Annotated in this window: 14 protein-coding genes; 2 read left to right on the top strand and 12 right to left on the bottom strand. The window is 63.5% G+C overall.

Going from position 1 to position 16,099, the window contains the following annotated elements; translation table 11 throughout:
* Positions 1-151 precede the first annotated feature (151 nt).
* The 4 genes from AC0L20_RS19965 to AC0L20_RS19950 form a co-directional block, all read right to left on the bottom strand.
* The gene (locus tag AC0L20_RS19965; protein WP_473291186.1) at positions 152-1,810 is read right to left on the bottom strand and encodes a methyl-accepting chemotaxis protein; all 1,659 of its coding nucleotides are present in this window, start codon (positions 1,808-1,810) and stop codon (positions 152-154) included.
* 26 nt (positions 1,811-1,836) lie between these two features.
* The gene (locus AC0L20_RS19960) at positions 1,837-2,157 is read right to left on the bottom strand and encodes a plastocyanin/azurin family copper-binding protein (protein ID WP_456765054.1); all 321 of its coding nucleotides are present in this window, start codon (positions 2,155-2,157) and stop codon (positions 1,837-1,839) included.
* Between the two features lie 17 nt (positions 2,158-2,174).
* Positions 2,175-3,260, bottom strand: a complete 1,086-nt coding sequence (locus AC0L20_RS19955; RefSeq protein WP_473291181.1) for a cytochrome-c peroxidase — start codon at positions 3,258-3,260, stop codon at positions 2,175-2,177.
* A 379-nt stretch (positions 3,261-3,639) separates the two neighbouring features.
* Positions 3,640-4,221 carry a response regulator transcription factor gene (locus AC0L20_RS19950; RefSeq protein ID WP_456765056.1) on the bottom strand — a complete coding sequence of 194 codons (582 nt, stop codon included), beginning with the start codon at positions 4,219-4,221 and terminating at the stop codon, positions 3,640-3,642.
* 203 nt (positions 4,222-4,424) lie between these two features.
* Here AC0L20_RS19950 and AC0L20_RS19945 point away from each other — a divergent pair, with 203 nt between their 5' ends.
* The gene (locus AC0L20_RS19945; protein WP_473291179.1) at positions 4,425-5,378 is read left to right on the top strand and encodes a helix-turn-helix domain-containing protein; all 954 of its coding nucleotides are present in this window, start codon (positions 4,425-4,427) and stop codon (positions 5,376-5,378) included.
* On the opposite strand, the gene AC0L20_RS19940 is transcribed toward AC0L20_RS19945, so the two are convergent.
* From AC0L20_RS19940 to AC0L20_RS19905, 8 genes are all read right to left on the bottom strand, one after another.
* Entirely contained in the window at positions 5,316-5,648 is a 333-nt protein-coding gene (locus tag AC0L20_RS19940; protein WP_473291175.1) for a hypothetical protein, read from the bottom strand. The genes AC0L20_RS19945 and AC0L20_RS19940 overlap by 63 nt on opposite strands.
* A 108-nt stretch (positions 5,649-5,756) precedes the next feature.
* Positions 5,757-7,433: a methyl-accepting chemotaxis protein gene (locus tag AC0L20_RS19935; RefSeq protein WP_473291172.1), complete on the bottom strand. Its 1,677-nt coding sequence runs from the start codon at positions 7,431-7,433 to the stop codon at positions 5,757-5,759.
* Between the two features lie 532 nt (positions 7,434-7,965).
* The gene (locus tag AC0L20_RS19930; RefSeq protein ID WP_473291169.1) at positions 7,966-9,462 is read right to left on the bottom strand and encodes an ABC transporter substrate-binding protein; all 1,497 of its coding nucleotides are present in this window, start codon (positions 9,460-9,462) and stop codon (positions 7,966-7,968) included.
* Positions 9,463-9,517: 55 nt separating this feature from the next.
* Complete coding sequence (locus AC0L20_RS19925) at positions 9,518-10,522, bottom strand: ABC transporter ATP-binding protein (RefSeq protein ID WP_473291166.1); 1,005 nt, start codon at positions 10,520-10,522, stop codon at positions 9,518-9,520.
* Entirely contained in the window at positions 10,519-11,532 is a 1,014-nt protein-coding gene (locus AC0L20_RS19920) for an ABC transporter ATP-binding protein (RefSeq protein WP_473291164.1), read from the bottom strand. The genes AC0L20_RS19925 and AC0L20_RS19920 overlap by 4 nt, the downstream gene beginning before the upstream one ends.
* 2 nt (positions 11,533-11,534) lie before the next feature.
* The gene (locus tag AC0L20_RS19915) at positions 11,535-12,428 is read right to left on the bottom strand and encodes an ABC transporter permease (RefSeq protein ID WP_473291161.1); all 894 of its coding nucleotides are present in this window, start codon (positions 12,426-12,428) and stop codon (positions 11,535-11,537) included.
* On the bottom strand, positions 12,425-13,375 hold the full coding sequence (locus AC0L20_RS19910; RefSeq protein ID WP_473291158.1) for an ABC transporter permease: 951 nt from the start codon (positions 13,373-13,375) through the stop codon (positions 12,425-12,427). The genes AC0L20_RS19915 and AC0L20_RS19910 overlap by 4 nt, the downstream gene beginning before the upstream one ends.
* Before the next feature lie 290 nt (positions 13,376-13,665).
* Entirely contained in the window at positions 13,666-15,087 is a 1,422-nt protein-coding gene (locus tag AC0L20_RS19905) for an amidase (protein WP_473291155.1), read from the bottom strand.
* Positions 15,088-15,208: 121 nt separating this feature from the next.
* Between AC0L20_RS19905 and AC0L20_RS19900 the strand changes: the two genes are divergently transcribed.
* Positions 15,209-16,096, top strand: coding sequence for a LysR substrate-binding domain-containing protein (locus AC0L20_RS19900; RefSeq protein ID WP_473291398.1), 888 nt, complete (start codon positions 15,209-15,211; stop codon positions 16,094-16,096).
* The last annotated feature ends 3 nt before the right edge of the window (positions 16,097-16,099 follow it).

Raw genomic sequence — 16,099 nt, 5'->3', positions numbered from 1 at the left:
ACCCCGTGGCTACGTCGTCACGCCGGATGGTTCATTCGGCTGCCATCCACCGGGTTAACGTCTGAGGGTTCCAAACGTTCAGTGCGTTTGCTTGGCAGACCCGCGCTGAATAGCGGACCGCCAAGCCAACCCAAATCCACGCAAGGGCCGTTCAAGCCGCCACGTTGGCGAGGAAGCGATCCACCGACGAACGCAGCTGCGCCGCCTGGCTGGAGAGATCGTGGGCGGTTGCCAGAACCATGTCGGCGGAACGGTTGGCATTGTCGGTGGCTTCGGCTGTTCCGGCAATGCTGCGGGCAACCTGAGCCGTACCAGTGGCGGCCTGACCGATATTTCTGGAGATCTCTCCCGCCGCCGCATTCTGCTGACTGACGGCCGCGGCGATCCGGCCTGTAAAACTGTCGATGTCGCCAATGATCAAGGCGATGGCTCCGACGTTGTCGACTGCCTGCCGTGTCGCCAACTGTACCTCGTTGATTTGCGACGAAATCTCCTCGGTTGCTTTCGCAGTCTGGGTTGCAAGCGCCTTGACCTCCGACGCGACGACGGCAAAGCCCCGGCCCGCCTCGCCGGCCCGCGCGGCTTCGATGGTAGCGTTGAGCGCAAGCAGGTTCGTCTGGCCGGCGATGGTGCGGATGAAGCCGACCACCTCGTCGATCTGCTGCGCCGCGCTTGCGAGCCTGCCGATGGTTTGATTGGCGGACTCCGCCATGCCGGAGGCGCGCTGGACGATTACGGTTGCATCGGCAAGCTGCGAGGTAATGGCCTGCACCGATTGACCGAGTTCGCTCGCGGCGCTCGCAACCGTCTGGACGTTGCTCGACGTTTCCTTGGCAGTCGAAGCCGCCTCGCTGGACTGCGTACCAGCGTTGCGCGCTGTCGATGCCAAGTTCTGGGCCGTGTTCGTCAACTCCCCGGTCATGCGGTCGGTGTGGCTGAGCACGGAGGTGAAGGCGGCGCGGAAGGCATCGATCTCGGCCTCCATCCGTTGCCGGCGGCCGATCTGCGCGGCGCTGCTCTGATCTTTGGCGGCGATCAAGGCTAGGTCTTCATCGGCGCGGGCCTTCAGGCTGGATTGCATCACGGCCAGAGACTTCAGGAGCCGCCCAAGCTCGTCGCGACGACGGACGGATATGTCATCCATGAAGTTGCCGGCTGCCACGCGTTCGGCGATCCGGACTGCCGCCGAAATCGGCCGGCTCATCGAGTAAGTGAAGGCGAGCGCGATGACGAGTCCGATCAGCGCCGTCCCGACCGCCACTGACATCATCGTCTTGCGGGCCGAGCCGACCGCTGCTTCCGCCTCCGTGCGATACTCATAGCCATAAGCGGCGACAAGCTCGACGAGATCGTCGATCGACGTCATCAGCCGGTCGCCCTGTTGCGCAAGCAGGAAGCTGGTCGGAATCTCCGTCGTACCGCCGGCGGACGACTTGAGAATCTTCAGCGCGCCGCTGGACCATTCCTTGAGCTGGCCCTCGACCTTCTCGCGGACCGTCGTGACATTCGGCGATGAGGTGCGTTCGCGCACGACTTTCAGATCTTCGAAGCTGCTGCGCACCAGATCCTCGAACTTCTTGACCTGTTCGCCTGAGCTGCCCGCCAGCAGGTTTCGCTGGAGCACGAGGCGGGCCTCATGCAGCGCCGCGTGGGCGGCCCGCGCGTGGTTGATCCCCATCAGCGGCCCGTCATAGAGACGGATCACCAGGTCGCCGGAATTGCCGATGGCGCGTATGCCGTAGAATGCGATCCCGCAGGCCAGCAGGATCACGACACTGAAGGCACCGAATATCTTGTAGCGTATCGACATCATCAATCTCCGGCGCCACGTGGTGGTTAGTCAGTTACCTTGACCATCATCTTCATGCGGGGATGGATGGCGCAGATCACCAGGACCTCGCCGGCATCCTTGAAGCTGACGTCCGTCGAGGTACCGGGCGCCTGCGATCCGAGGTTGAATTCGTTGCCTTTGCTTGCCGACATGATGTTGTGAGGCACCGTGTCATCGTTCAAAAACGTGACGGCAGCGCCCTTCTTGACCGAGATGTTCTCGGCTGAGAAGACGCGCCCCTGCTGGTGGATGACTTCGGTGGCCGCATAAGCGCCTACCGAAAGCCCGCTGACGATGACGCAAGTGAACAGAGCAAGTGTACGCATGGGATATCCTTTCAAATCTAGCGCGGCAGGACCGGCACAGCCGTCGGGGCGAGTTCGCTGGTCAATGTCTTGAGGAACGCAACGAGATCGGCCTTCTCCTGCGCTGTCAGTTCGAGCGGCCGCATGAGGTCCGAGCGGCTAGGTCGATCGACACCCGCGTGATCGTAGTGCTCGATGACGTCTTCGAGTGTTGCGAGCGAGCCGTCGTGCATGAAGGGGCTGCGGCGGCTGATCTCGCGAAGGCCCGGGGTTTTGAAGGCGTGCTTCATCTTGATGACGCCGGGAAGGTATTCGCCGCGGCCGACGTCGCGGCTCGGCAGTCCGATGTCCTGAAAACCTTCATTGGTGAAGTTCCAGCCTTCATGACAGGCCGCGCACTGCGCCTTGCCGTTGAAGACCGCGAAGCCCCGCTTGGCGTCTTCCGAGATCGCTTTCTCGTCCCCGTCGATCCAGCCGTCGAACGGCGCCCGTTCGGAAACGACGGTACGCTCATAGGTCGCGATCGCCTGGCCAAGCGTCTTCGCCTTGATGCCCTCGCCCGGAAAGGCGGCCTCGAACATCGGCTTATATTCGGGAACGGCGGAAAGCCGCTGCATGAGCTCGTCGAGCTTCATGTTCATTTCGCCGGGGGACTGGATCGGGCCGAGCGCCTGCTCCTCCAGTGTCGGAAGACGGCCGTCCCACATGAAGATGGCGCTCCAGGCTGCGTTGACGATGGTCGGCGAATGACGACCGAGCTTCGCCATACCGTGGCCGACGCCGACTGCCAGCCCGTCGCCCCAGCCGAACCCGGGACTGTGGCAGCTCGCGCAGGACTGCGCCGACGTCACCGAAAGGCGGGTGTCGAAATACAGCTTCTTGCCAAGCGCTGCTTTCTCAGGCGTGTACGGATTTTCTTTCGGGAACGGGATTGTCGAGGGTCTGCGATACAGCGCCTTTAGCGCGTCGAGCCCGCCCGGCGCCTTCTGTGTGATCTCGACCTTGCGGCTTTCGCCGACGACGGCTGCGCCGAAACCGATCGTGCTGAAGCCGATAACGCCAATACCGGTCGATGCGACTACGGCGGCGAAGATGGTGTAACGTGAGGAGCCGAACATCGGCATGCAATGTCCCTCGAGAGGGTGTCATTCGCGACACACTGGAAAACCTTCGAGGCAATGCACCGCCCTTCTGGCGTGATGAAAATAGAGGCAGATCGTTAAAATAAAATTGTTGCCCTAGCCAATCGAGTATCGATTTTCGGCAAACCCGCAAATACAAATTGCAGGAAAAAGCGGCAACAACCGTAGTGGTGACGAAGTTGGATGGCGAGTTCTCGGAGGTGGAACTACACCAATACGCGACATCCGGACTTTTCCAGTCCGGGCTGCTCCAGCACGCATAAGCGGGAATCGGTGGCAATTTCACTGCGGTGCGAAGGTAATCCCCCGCCAAGAATGGATGGCCGGACGACTTGCGATCATGCTTGAGCAGCGATCCTGTTCATGGCTCGAGCTTCGCCGTGATCGCAAGGCGCACCAGCTCGGCGGGATTTTTCGCGCCGACCTTCTGCATGATATTGACCCGGTGGCTCTCGACGGTCCGTGGGCTCAGATTCATGCGGTTCGCGATCTCCTTGGTCGAGCTCCCGCCAATCAGTTCGAACAGAACTTCTCGCTCGCGAAGCGTGAGCGGCGGCCGTCCGGGAAAGTGAAAGACGGCCCGCGAACTCCTGGACTCCCCAGGTTTCAAAGCTGCTGCAACCCGCGCAACAAGGTCGTTGCCCCGAAACGGCTTCTCGATGAAATCAAAGGCGCCCTGCTTGATGGCGCGGACAGCCGTCACGACGTCGCTGCGGCCGGACACCATGATGATGGGCCGATCAAAACCCCGGTTCCGGAGTTCCATCAGTATTTCCAACCCAGAGAGGTCATTCAGAACGACATCGACGAGCACGCAGGAAGGATTGGAGTCGAGGCACAAGGCAAAGAATGACTTCGGATCGCTGCAGCCGATCACATCGAACCCCGCCCTGGTGAGCACCAGCGAGACCGTCTGGCAGACCGCGGGTTCGTCATCCAGCACCAGAACAGGTCCGGCAGGTACTTGAACGGAAGGACTACCCGTACAATTACGTCTCGCGTGATTCATATGCTGTATGCCAAAAGATCAGTGTTGATGCTCGCCGAATCGCGCGAGGCTTTGCATCGACGCTTAAACACGCGCGGTTCATTCGCTCGGCTTATTGGGTCCAATCAATCGGCCAAGGGGGAATTGGGAGCAGATTTATGGAGGTCGCATTCTCCACCGCAGACGTGCATCCGCGGGACCGTTTCGACTATTGGCAAGCTGCCACGCGCGAGCGGATCGCTGACCACGACTCTTCGACTTCGTCTCGCGACAGCTTCAAAGCAGAGCTGTCGGTCGGACGTGTAGGCTCGCTAGGCCTGGTCAGATCACGTAGCTCCGAGATTCAGGTCGCTTCCACAAACCGGCATGCGGCCCGCTCGGACCCCAGCGAAGTCCTGTTGTTCTGTTTGCTCGCTGGTCGAATCTTGCTCGAACAAAGCGATCGCAGGGTGTCTTTGGACGCAGGCTCACTCGCGTGTGTGGACCCGCGGCTCGCTCACACGATGCGATTTCTCGATCAATCGTCCACGCTCATCATCAAAGTTCCGCGAACGGAACTTGAAGCAAGGCTCGGTAGCAACTTCGATATTTCGGCCTGCCGCATCGCTCCGTTGGGTCCGCAGGATCGCCTAACCCTGTTCTTTGCAGCCGAGCTGGGAAAGCTGAGCGGTACGCTCGATAGGTCAAGCGAAGAAACCATCTCGACGCAGGCAATCGACTTGATTGCGCTCTCCCTCGGCAACGCGGTCGATAGGCCAAGGCAACTTCCGGCAAGCAAATCGCGCCTCGTCTGGCACATTCACCGCGTCATCGACGCGAGATTGCAGAATACCGACATCACGCCGGAGCGGATCGCCGAACGTGTTGGAATTAGCGTTCGCCAAGCCAACAGATTGCTCGGAACGCAGGGCAGCTCACTTATGCGGCTCGTCCAAACCAAGCGGCTGGCTCGATGCCGCCACGCCCTGGAAGACCCAAGACAAATACACCGTTCAGTCAGTGACATCGCTCTCGGCTGGGGATTTTCGGACCTGACCCACTTCAGCCGATCATTCAAAAGAGCTTATGGAATTTTGCCCAGCGACCTCCGAAAGTTCAAAGAAAGCCGGTGAAAGCGGTCCCTTGCTTTCGGCCACGGCTTGGCGCGCAAAGTATCGGCGAATGTCGCGGAGCTGCTTCTCCAGCACCATCAGCTCCTCGACGGCAGCTTCCAGCTCGCTCTGAAGCCCTCGAAAGCGTATGCGATAGCCGTGCCGCTTCGCACCGTTCAAGGCTTCGATGATCGATTCCAGTTCGGCGAAGCACTGTGCGAATTTCGCCGCCTTCTGCCTGGTCTCCTCGCTTTGCGCAATGAGATCGGCTGCGATGAGACGCTGCTTCAACACAGGCTCACTAAGGTGCAACATTGTGACGTTCGACATCTTTGACAATCGATGCTCGAGGGAACGAGGTGGCGCATGGCGTTCACCAGGCGCCACCTCCGTTTCAGATCAGGCGGCGCGTACGGTGGAGAGGAACCGCTGTACCTGAGCTTTCAGCCGGTTGCTGTCGGTGGACAGTGATTGCGCGGAGGACAGCACCTGGCTGGACGCCCCGCCCGTCTCGGTCGCTCCCCTCTGAACGTCGACGATGTTGGAGGAAACCTGCTGGGTGCCCTGGGAGGCCTGCTGCACATTACGGGCGATCTCCTGAGTCGCCGCGCCCTGTTCCTCCACTGCTGCCGCGATCGTCGACGAAATTTCAGAAAGTCGCTCGATCGTACCGCTGATACTTTTGATCGCCGTAACGGATTCCTGGGTTGCGGCTTGGATGCTGGTGATCTGCTGTCCGATGTCGCCGGTTGCCCGTGCTGTCTGTTCGGCCAGCGCCTTCACCTCGGAGGCAACCACTGCAAAGCCGCGGCCCGCGTCGCCGGCCCGCGCTGCCTCGATGGTCGCGTTCAGCGCCAGCAGGTTGGTCTGTCCGGCGATCGTGTTGATCAGTTCAATCACGTCACCAATGCGGGTCGAGGCCCGCGCCAGCTCGCTGACCTGGGCCATTGTGTTGCGGGCCTGGCCGACGGCTTCGCCTGCCATGCGGGCCGATTCCTGAACTTGCCGTCCAATTTCGTTGACCGACCCCGACAGTTCCTCCGTTGCGCTCGCAACCGACTGGACGTTGGCCGAAGCCTGCTCCGAGGCGGCGGCAACGGTCGTGGTCACCTCCTGAGCCCGCGTGGCGGAATGGGTCAACGTATTGGCGGAGGCTTCCAGCTCGGTAGAAGCGGACGCCACGGCATCCACGATCTCGCCGACGGCGTGCTCGAACTCGTCGGCAAGCTTCTCCATTTCCTGCTTGCGACGCCTTGCTTCCACCTGCTCGTTCGCCTTTTGCTCGTCCTCCATCTGGCGCACGCGCAGGCCGTTCTCCTTGAAAACGAGAAGTGCCTTGGCCATATCGCCGATTTCGTCGTTGCGCGTCGTGTAGACGACGTCGGTATCGAGCTTTCCGTCCGCGATGGTCCGCATCGTGCCGTTCAGCCGCTGGAGCGGCGAAGTTACCCGCATCAAGACAAAGCACGCAGCGACCAGGCCTATCAGGAGCGCGACGCCCCCGACCGTGAACGTCACCAATTTTGCGAGCGAGTAGGTGCCGCGCGCGTCCGAAACGGCCTGAGCGGCGCCCTTCTCATTGAATTCGACGACGGCGTCGATGGCGTTCTGCGCCTCACTGAACGCCGCACTCCCAGAGCCATTGTACTCGCTTATCGCCTTGGCCGGATCAGTCGAGGCCAGCATGAGGATGCGATCCTGCTCATTCTTATAGAGACCCGATTTTTGCTGGAACTTATCCCAAAGCGCTCTCTCCTGAGGCGATACGATGGTGGCCTCATAGACCTTCGCCGCCTTCTCGGCATTAGCCAAATATTGCGAGAGCTGCCCTTCTGTGGTTTTGCGCTGCAAGGGCTCGGTGGTCACGATCAGGCGACTGCCGGCGACCCGGCCGCGCGTTGACCAGTACTTGACGTCACCCAGCGCTTTCGTTGCAGGCAGCCAATTGGTGGCAAGGTCTTCCGAATTCGCATTTAGCGCTGCCGCGCGTGAGAGTGCCATCCAGGCTTGCCCCACTAGAAGGACAACGAGGATGGAAACGATTCCAAGTAGGGAGATTTTGACAGTCAGGCGCATGTTTGCTCCGGCAAGCAAAGGGTTAATAAAACGCCCTGCATCCTTGTTCGAGTTGGTTGATGAAAGCTAACCGGAGACTATCGTGTGACTACGGGATTGCCGCAGCAAATTCGTGCGGCGCTTTCAAGCACCGCTCCGGCTCAGACTGACGCGAGACAGCCGACCTGTTGTGAGCAGCGCGAAAGAAGCGGCCTGGACGAGTAAGCTTGGGTCAGGTGCGCCTGCCAGGTCTTGACGAAAGCGCGCCCGCAAGTTTGCTCGCGTAGTGACGTCCAGTCAGATCTTCACCTCGTCCCGGCAGACCTGGCATGTTGCCATGACGGCGCCCGACACTTCTTCGATGATGCCATCATGCCAGTGTTTTGCCCGACGCGTCAACGGCATCGCGCGACGCGCAAGCCATCGATCGCGTGATGCGCAAGCCATTGAAATGATTATCCCCGGCTACTGTGCATGGGGTTGTTTTTCAGGTTTTTTGTTTGGACCGGTGTTGTGACGATCTCTTCCGATGGGAGAGATCGTCACCGCGACCCTACTCCCAGGCCCATGTCGAGAAATCGTTCTCGTACTGCGGCACGTCCTTCCAGACGCCCTTCAGCTTCTTGTTGGTGATGGTGATCAGCTGCGGCTGGTACAAATAGCCCGAGACTGCGTCAGTGGCCAGCATGCGCTGGGCGTCGCCGAGAAGCTTGACACGGGCGGCTTCCTCCGGCGTCGACACGATCTGCTTGTAGAGCGCGTTGAAGGCGTCGTTGTTGTAGCCGAGATAGTAGTCCGGCTCGGTGATCTTGACGAGATCGAACGGCTCGACATGGCTGACGATGGTGAGGTCGAAATTGTGCGGACCATTGCCGGCGAATACCTGCGACAGCCATTGCGCCCATTCGACGTTCTCGATCTTGGCGATGATGCCGACCTTGGCGAGTTGGGCTGCGAGGATCTCGCCGCCCTGCCGCGCATAGGATGGCGGCGGCAGCTTCAAGGACAACTCGAGCGGAGTGGTAACGCCGGCCTCGGCGAGCAGTTTCTTGGCCTTCTCGGGATCGTAGGGGTTGATGCCTGTGGTGTCGACATAGCCGAGCGCGGTCGGGACGTAGAAGCTGCCGATCGGCGTGCCGAAACCATCGACGGCGCCGTCGATCATCGCCTTGCGATCGATCGCGGCGAGGATCGCACGGCGCACGCGGACGTCGTCGAGCGGCTTCTTGCGATGGTTGATGCCGACGATGGTCTTCGCCCGGGAGCCGCCGACCATAACGTTGAAGCGCGGATCGGCCTTGAACTGCGCGATGGTGCGCTGGGCCGACACGCGCGGAAACGCGTCGACGTCACCCGACAGCAGCGCCGCCGTCTGCGCCGACGGATCGGAGATGAAGCGGATCGTCACCTTCGAGAGCTTGATCGCGGCGGCGTTGCGGTAATCGGCCCATTTGGTCAGGGTCATCGAGGAGCCCTTGGCCCAGGCGCCCAGCTGATAGGGCCCGGTCCCGACCGGCTGCGTGATATTGGTGGCAGCGCTCTTCGGCTCGACGATCGAGCCGCTCGCCTGCCCCAGCAGAAACGGCAGGTTCGGCTCCGAATTCTTGAGGCTGATCACGACCGTGTCGGGATCGGGCGCGGCAACGGACTCGAAGCTCTGGAACAGGCTCTTGTCCTTATTGGTGCTGGTGGTGACAGCGTTGCGCTCGAACGAGAACTTCACGGCCGCGGAGTCGAACGGCTCGCCATTGTGGAACTTGACGCCCTTGCGCAGCTTGAACGTATAGGTCTTCAGATCGGGCGAAGCGGTCCAGCTCTCCGCCAGCAGGGGCGACGTGGTGCCGTCCTCGTTGATCTTGGTCAGGGTCTCATAGATGTTGTAGAGCGTGACCTCGGCGATCGCGGCGGCGGCGGCGTTGGTGGGATCGAGCCCCGGCGGCTCCAGCGCCATCGCCATGACGACGCTGTCCTTCTTGCTCTGCGCCAACACCGGCAACGGTGCCGCGGCAAACGCGGCGGCGAATGCGACGATCGATAGTTTCCTGAACATGCGTAACTCCCCGGCCTTCTCTTGTCTCAAGCCTACGCCAATCCCGCCGCGGACGCTAACCTTCCGCGGGCAATTGCGGCAACGCCATCACGGCTTCCGCCTTATGGCAGGCGGCCAGATGCGTCTCGCCCACCTTGCGTAGCTCAGGCAGAACCTCGCGGCAATGCTGGTCGGCAAGCGCGCACCGCGAGACATAGGGACAGCCGGTCGCGGCCGCCGATTGCGACGCGATCGCCTGGGCTCCGCGCCGGCGCCGGCCGCCGCCGGCGCGCACCCGGGGCACGGCCTCCAGAAGCGCTCGCGTGTAGGGATGGGCGCAACGCTCGAACAGATCCTCGGGACGGCCCTGCTCGACGATGCGGCCGAGATACATCACCGCAACCTCGTCGCAGAGATAGTCGACGACGGCGAGGTCGTGGCTGATCAGGACGTAACTGAGGCCGAACTGTTCCTGGAGGTCCTGCATCAGGTTCAAGACTTGCGCCTGCACGGAAACGTCGAGTGCCGAGACCGGCTCGTCGGCGACGATCAGCTTCGGCTGGGTGATCAGCGCGCGCGCAATGGCGATGCGCTGGCGCTGACCGCCGGAGAACTCATGCGGATATTTCTCCATGTCGGCACTACGCAGTCCCACCTGCTGCAGCACCGCGGAGACGCGCTCGCGGAACGTATTGCGGTCGGCGCCATCAAGCACGGTGAGCGGCTCGGCCACGATGCGCGCGATGGTCTGGCGCGGATCGAGCGATCCATAGGGATCCTGGAACACCATCTGGAAATCGCGGCGGGCGCGACGCAATTCGTCCGCGGAGATGCGGTTGAGGTCGCGGCCGAGCAGCGCGACCTGGCCCGATGTCGGCCGTTCCAGTGCCATCACCACCCGCGCAAAGGTCGACTTGCCCGAGCCGGATTCGCCGACGATGCCGAGGCTCTTGCCGGCGTCGACCCGCACGCTGACACCGTTGAGCGCGCGCACCTGCCCCGGCGGGCGAAACACGCTTTCGCGCGGCAGCGTATAGCGCTGCTCGAGATCCTTCACGTCGAGAAGAGGCGCCGTGCTCATACGGTCAGCGCTCCGACGCGTTCGGCCATGGAGACGTCCGTCCGGATGCAGCGCACGAAGTGGCCGGGTCCGACGTCCACCATGGGTGGAAGCGCGGCCCGGCACTGCTCGATCACGAGCGGACACCGATCGGCGAAAGTGCAACCGGACGGCAGATCGGCGAGATCCGGCACCGAGCCCGATATCGTCGTCAACCGCGTCCCCTTGCGCGCGCCGAGTTTCGGTCGGGCCCGGAACAGGCCCTGCGTGTAGGGATGGCCCATCCGGCGGAACACTTCGTCGGTCGGCCCGCTCTCGATGATCGTGCCGCCGTACATCACCATCATGCGTTGCACGTTCTCGGCGATGACGCCGAGATCGTGCGAGATCAGGATCATCGACATGCCGCGCTCTTCGACGAGATCGGCGATGAGGTCGAGTATCTGGCCCTGAATGGTGACGTCGAGCGCCGTGGTCGGCTCGTCCGCGATCAGAAGGTCCGGCTCGCAGGCGAGCGCCATCGCAATGGTGACGCGCTGACGCTGGCCGCCGGAGAACTGGTGCGGATAGGCGTCGACGCGCCTCGCCGGATCGGGCAGCCCGACGCGGTCGAGCAAGGCGATCGCTTCTCGCCGCGCCCGCGATGCCGAAAATTTCCGGTGACGCCGCAGCGGCTCGGCGACCTGGTGGCCGATCGTGTGCATCGGGTTGAGCGCGGTCATCGGCTCCTGGAAGATCATGCTGATGCGGTTGCCGCGCAGCCGACAATAGTCCGCGTCCGACAATCCGGCGAGTTCGCCGCCATCCAGCTTGATGCTGCCGGTGACGACCGCGCTGTCCGGCAGCAGCCCCATCAGCGACAACGCCGTCACCGACTTGCCGCAGCCGGATTCGCCGACCAGCCCGAGCGTCTCGCCGCGCTTCAGGGCAAAGCTGACGCCGCGCACGGCCTGCGCCGGCCCGCGGCTGGTGTTGAGGCGCACGCCGAGATTTTCGACCTCGATCAACGGCATGGTCGAGCGCTCGCCCATCCTTATCGCTCCCGCGCCAGTCGCGGATCGAGCAGATCGCGCAACCCGTCGCCGAGCAGATTGAGGCCGAGCACCGCGATTGCAATCGCAGCACCCGGATAGACCGCGAGCATCGGCGACTGGAACAGCAGCGTCTGCGCGTCGTTCAGCATCCGTCCCCAGGACGGCTGCGGCGGCTGCGTACCGAGACCGAGATAGGACAAGGCGGCTTCGGCAAGAATCGCGAGCGCAAACTGGATGGTCGCCTGCACGATCAGGATCGACAGGATGTTGGGCAGCACGTGCTCGATGGTGATCCGAAACTTGCCCTTGCCTGCCGCACGCGCGGCCAGCACGAATTCGCGCGCCCAGATCGCGTTGGCCGAGCCGCGCGTCAGCCTGATCAGTGTCGGGATCTGGAAGATGCCGATGGCGACGATCGAGGTCACCATGCCCGGACCGGCCACCGCAGCCAGCATGATAGCGGAGAGCACGGCCGGAAAGGCGAAGGTGAAATCGGAGAAGCGCATGATGATCTCTTCGGTCCAGCCGCGCCTGGCCGAGGCGATCAGGCCGAGACAGACGCCGAAGGTGAGGCCGATGCTGACCGCGATGATGCCGACCATGATGGTGGAGCGGGCGCCGGCGAGCAGCAGCGAGACGATGTCGCGGCCGAAGACATCGGTACCGAGCCAGTGCGCGGCCGAGGGCGGTCGGAGCTTTGAGGCGATGTCGATCTCGTAGGGCGACCAGGGCGTCCACACCAGCGACAGCAGCGCCGAGGCGAGAACCAATAGGCTCAGCGCACCACCGAGCACGAAGCTGCGATGACGCAGCGCGCGGCGCCAGAAGGTCCGGGCCGGCAGAGGGCGCGCCATGGCCGGCGCGTCGACGAGGGTGATCAGCGGCGCGCTCACAGATCGTGGACCTTGATGCGGGGATCGACGAAGGCATAGAGCACGTCGACCACGAAATTGACGATGACGACCATGGTTGCGAGCAGCATCACGCAGTTGCGCACCACGATGAGGTCGCGGTTGGCAATCGACTGGAAGATCAGGCGGCCGAGGCCGGGCAGATAGAACACGTTCTCGATCACGATGGTGCCGGCGAGCAGATTGGCGAATTGCAGCCCCATCACCGTCATCACCGGGATCATGGCGTTGCGCAGCACATGGCTCCACAGCACCTCGCGCTTGCCGAGCCCTTTTGCGCGCGCCGTGCGGACGAAGTCTTCACGCAGCACTTCCAGCACCGCCGAGCGCGTGACGCGTGCGAGGATCGCGGCCTGCACCACCGCGAGCGACACCGCCGGCAGCAGCAGCGATTTGATGCCGGCCCAGATGCCGTCCTCCCAACCGGGAAAGCCGCCCGCGGACAGCCATTGCAGCCGCACCGAGAACAACAGCACCAGCAGGATCGCGAACCAGAAATTCGGCAGCGCGATGCCCACCTGCGTCAGCGACATCACGCCGACGTCGCCGAGCTTGTTGTGGTTGGCGGCGGTGTAGATGCCGGCCGAGAGCGCCAGCGTCACCGTGATCAACATCGACATCATCGCGAGCGGAATGGTCAGCACCAGCCGCTCCGCGATCAAGGCGGCAACCGGTGTGCCGTAGACGTAGGAGTTGCCGAGATCGCCGACGAGCAGCCCCTTGATCCATTGCAGATAGCGAACCGCCAGCGGCTGGTCGAGCCCGAGCTTGACGGTGAGCGCACGCACCGCGTCGGCGGAGGCGTCGGCGCCCATCAGCATCTGCGCGGCGTTGCCCGGGAGAGCATCCAGCACCAGGAAAATGATCACGGACGCGCCGACCAGGGTTGCCAGCAGGGTCAGCAGACGTCGGAGGACAAATACGCTCATGCGCTCACGAGCTCCGACGTCGTCCTGGCGAAAGCCAGGACCCATAGCCGCAGGGAGCAGTTTGGCGAAGACTCGTCGTTCGGTACTGGCACCGCCCGTCACCGATCAATTCCGCGGTATGGGTCCTGGCTTTCGCCAGGACGACACCGAGAGGGTTGCGGGCGCCGTGCCGCATTGGGACAAATACGCTCATGTGCGCTCGGATTCAGGGCTCATCCGTTGCACGATCAACATGTCCGGGCACCGGAGGCAAGTGCTTTGCAAACAAGTCCGTTGCATGCCCCTCACCCTCAACCGGGCCAAACGGACAGAAGGCCTTGCGACGCCTCGAACAGCGCGCTCACGCGCAGCAAGTCCGCATCAGCGCGGAAGCGGCCGACGAGTTGCAATCCGATCGGCAGGCCGTCGCGGCCGAAGCCGCAGGGCAGGCTGATCGCGGGGTGTCCGGTCATGTTGAACGGCATGGTCCAGGGGAACCAGTGCGGCCGGACGCTGTCAAACTGCCTGCCATCGATCTCGATGGTGCCGAACAGATCCTGATCGATCGGCAGGGCGGTGCGGGTGATGGTCGGCATCGCCAGCAGATGCCCACGCGCAAGCAGCGATTGCACCCCGCGGAACAACGCTGTGCGCGCGAACATCGCCTCCTGATAGGCGACGCCGCTGACGTCGGTGGCGAGCGCAAGCTGCTTGAGGAAGGCCTCGCTCAGCGCGTCCCCATGCTCGGCCGCGAGTTTTGCAAAGCGCGTCCGCCAGACCGTGTGGTTGATGGCGCGCCAGATCGGCTCGATGTCGAACCCCTCGCCCGAAAACTCCTCGAGCTCGGCACCCAGGCCCGCGAGTCGATCGAGGCTCGCCTTGAAGCTGGCTGCGACGTCGCCAGAGACAGGGCGTCCGGGCGGCGACAGGCAGTACAGGATTTTCTGCCCACGCAGATCGCCGCGCGGGGCGGCCGTGCCGATGAAGTCGGGCACGGGAACGCCGATCGACCAGGGATCGCAAGAATCCTCGCCGGCCATAGCCTGCATCATCAGCGCGGTGTCGGCGACGGTCCGCGTCATCGGCGTGACATAGGTCTGGTTGCCGAACACGTCCAGCGCCTGGCTGTGCGGGATGACGCCGTTGCTCTGCTTCAGCCCGACCACGCCGTTGCAAGCCGCGGGAATCCGTGTCGAGCCGCCGCCATCGGTCGCGATCGCAAGCGGCGCGATGCCGCTCGCCACCGCCACCGCCGCGCCACCGCTGGAGCCGCCCGACGAGCGCTCGGCGCTCCACGCATTGCGGGTGCGGCCGAATAGCGGCGAGTCGGTCAGGCACTTGCTGCCGAATTCCGGCGTCGTGGTCTTGCCGATCAGGATCGCGCCTTGCGCGCGGAGCCGCGCGACAGCGACGGCGTCCTCGGCCGGCACGTTGTCCTTGTAGGGAACGGCACCGAAGGTGGTCTTGACGCCCCTGGTGTTGACGATGTCCTTGACGGTGACGGGGATGCCGTGCAGCAGGTCGAGCGGCTCGCCCGCCATCACCTTGCGCTCGGCTTCGCGCGCGGCGGCAAGCGCCTCGTCGCCGCAGGTCGTGATGAAGCAGTTCAGCTCAGGCTGGAGCGCCTCGGCACGGGCGAGCACCGCGCGGGTGAGCTCGACGGGCGAGATCTGCTTTGTCGCGATGAGGCCGCGCAGCACGGTTGCGGATAGCAGGCAAGGATCGCCGTTCATCGTCACATCGCTCCGAAGCCGGCCGCCGTTGGCCGATTGCATTGACAGCGAGGATGACAGTTTTGTTAACTCGCCGTCCAATACGATTTTGAGAACCAACCCATACGATTTCGGTATGCCAATGGATCTTCGGCGGCTCCGCTATTTCGTCGCCGTCGCCGAGGCGCGCAGCGTCGGCAAGGCCGCCGAGCGGCTGCGGATGGCGCAGCCGCCGCTCTCGGTCCAGATCCGAAAGCTCGAAGCCGAGATCGGCGCGCCGCTGTTCCGCCGTGGCACGCGCGGCATGGACCTGACTGAGGCAGGCCAGGCCCTGCTGGCGCGCGCCGGCGAGGCGCTCGCACTTGCGGCTGACGGCGCCGAGGCCGCGCGTGCAGTGGCCTCGGGCCGGCGCGGGAGGCTATCGGTCGGTTACATGATCGTGCTGGGTAATGCAGTGCTGCCGCGGCTTATCCCCGAGTTGCGCCGGTCCGTGCCCGGCGTCGACCTCGAATTCGCGGAACTCAGCGCATCGACGCGAGAGGCGCGGCTGCTCGACCGCAGCGTCACGGTCGCGCTGTGCATGCCGGCGATACATCACCCCGAAATTCAGGTAGCGCGGATCGGTGCGCAGCCGCTCCTGCTGGCGATGCCGAACCATTCGCCGCTCGCCCGCCTGAGCGCGGTGCCGATGGCGAAATTGCAGGGCCGACCGCTGATTGCGCTGCCGCCGCCGGACCAGGATCCCGCCTCCTCCGCGGTCGCCGCCCTGCTGCGGCGCCACCAGATCGTGATGCCGGTCGCAAGCCGGGTGGAGACGGTGCATGCGGCGATGAGCCTGGTCCTGGCCGGTGAAGGTCTTGCGATCCTGCCCGCCTGCGCCCAGCTCGGGGCGCCTCGCGGGGTCGTGTTCCGGCCGCTGCGGGACGCCACCGACTCCATCGATATCGCGGTCTGCTGGCGGCGGGATTCCCAGAGTCCGCTGATCCGCACTTTCCTGAAATGCGCCGAGAAGGTGGTCGCGCGGCTGTGAGGC

This window comes from Bradyrhizobium sp. Kon58 (genome assembly GCF_055807455.1).
This window is presented reverse-complemented; position numbering and strand designations above follow the sequence as displayed.

Bases quoted from the DNA above. Each gene is read 5' to 3' on its own strand.
- AC0L20_RS19925 (WP_473291166.1), bottom strand. From the start codon at position 10,522: ATGAGCACGGCGCCTCTTCTCGACGTGAAGGATCTCGAGCAGCGCTAT.
- AC0L20_RS19910 (WP_473291158.1), bottom strand. From the start codon at position 13,375: ATGAGCGTATTTGTCCTCCGACGTCTGCTGACCCTGCTGGCAACCCTG.
- AC0L20_RS19935 (WP_473291172.1), bottom strand. From the start codon at position 7,433: ATGCGCCTGACTGTCAAAATCTCCCTACTTGGAATCGTTTCCATCCTC.
- AC0L20_RS19960 (WP_456765054.1), bottom strand. From the start codon at position 2,157: ATGCGTACACTTGCTCTGTTCACTTGCGTCATCGTCAGCGGGCTTTCG.
- AC0L20_RS19955 (WP_473291181.1), bottom strand. From the start codon at position 3,260: ATGCCGATGTTCGGCTCCTCACGTTACACCATCTTCGCCGCCGTAGTC.
- AC0L20_RS19965 (WP_473291186.1), bottom strand. From the start codon at position 1,810: ATGTCGATACGCTACAAGATATTCGGTGCCTTCAGTGTCGTGATCCTG.
- AC0L20_RS19930 (WP_473291169.1), bottom strand. From the start codon at position 9,462: ATGTTCAGGAAACTATCGATCGTCGCATTCGCCGCCGCGTTTGCCGCG.
- AC0L20_RS19905 (WP_473291155.1), bottom strand. From the start codon at position 15,087: ATGAACGGCGATCCTTGCCTGCTATCCGCAACCGTGCTGCGCGGCCTC.
- AC0L20_RS19900 (WP_473291398.1), top strand. From the start codon at position 15,209: ATGGATCTTCGGCGGCTCCGCTATTTCGTCGCCGTCGCCGAGGCGCGC.
- AC0L20_RS19920 (WP_473291164.1), bottom strand. From the start codon at position 11,532: ATGGGCGAGCGCTCGACCATGCCGTTGATCGAGGTCGAAAATCTCGGC.
- AC0L20_RS19945 (WP_473291179.1), top strand. From the start codon at position 4,425: ATGGAGGTCGCATTCTCCACCGCAGACGTGCATCCGCGGGACCGTTTC.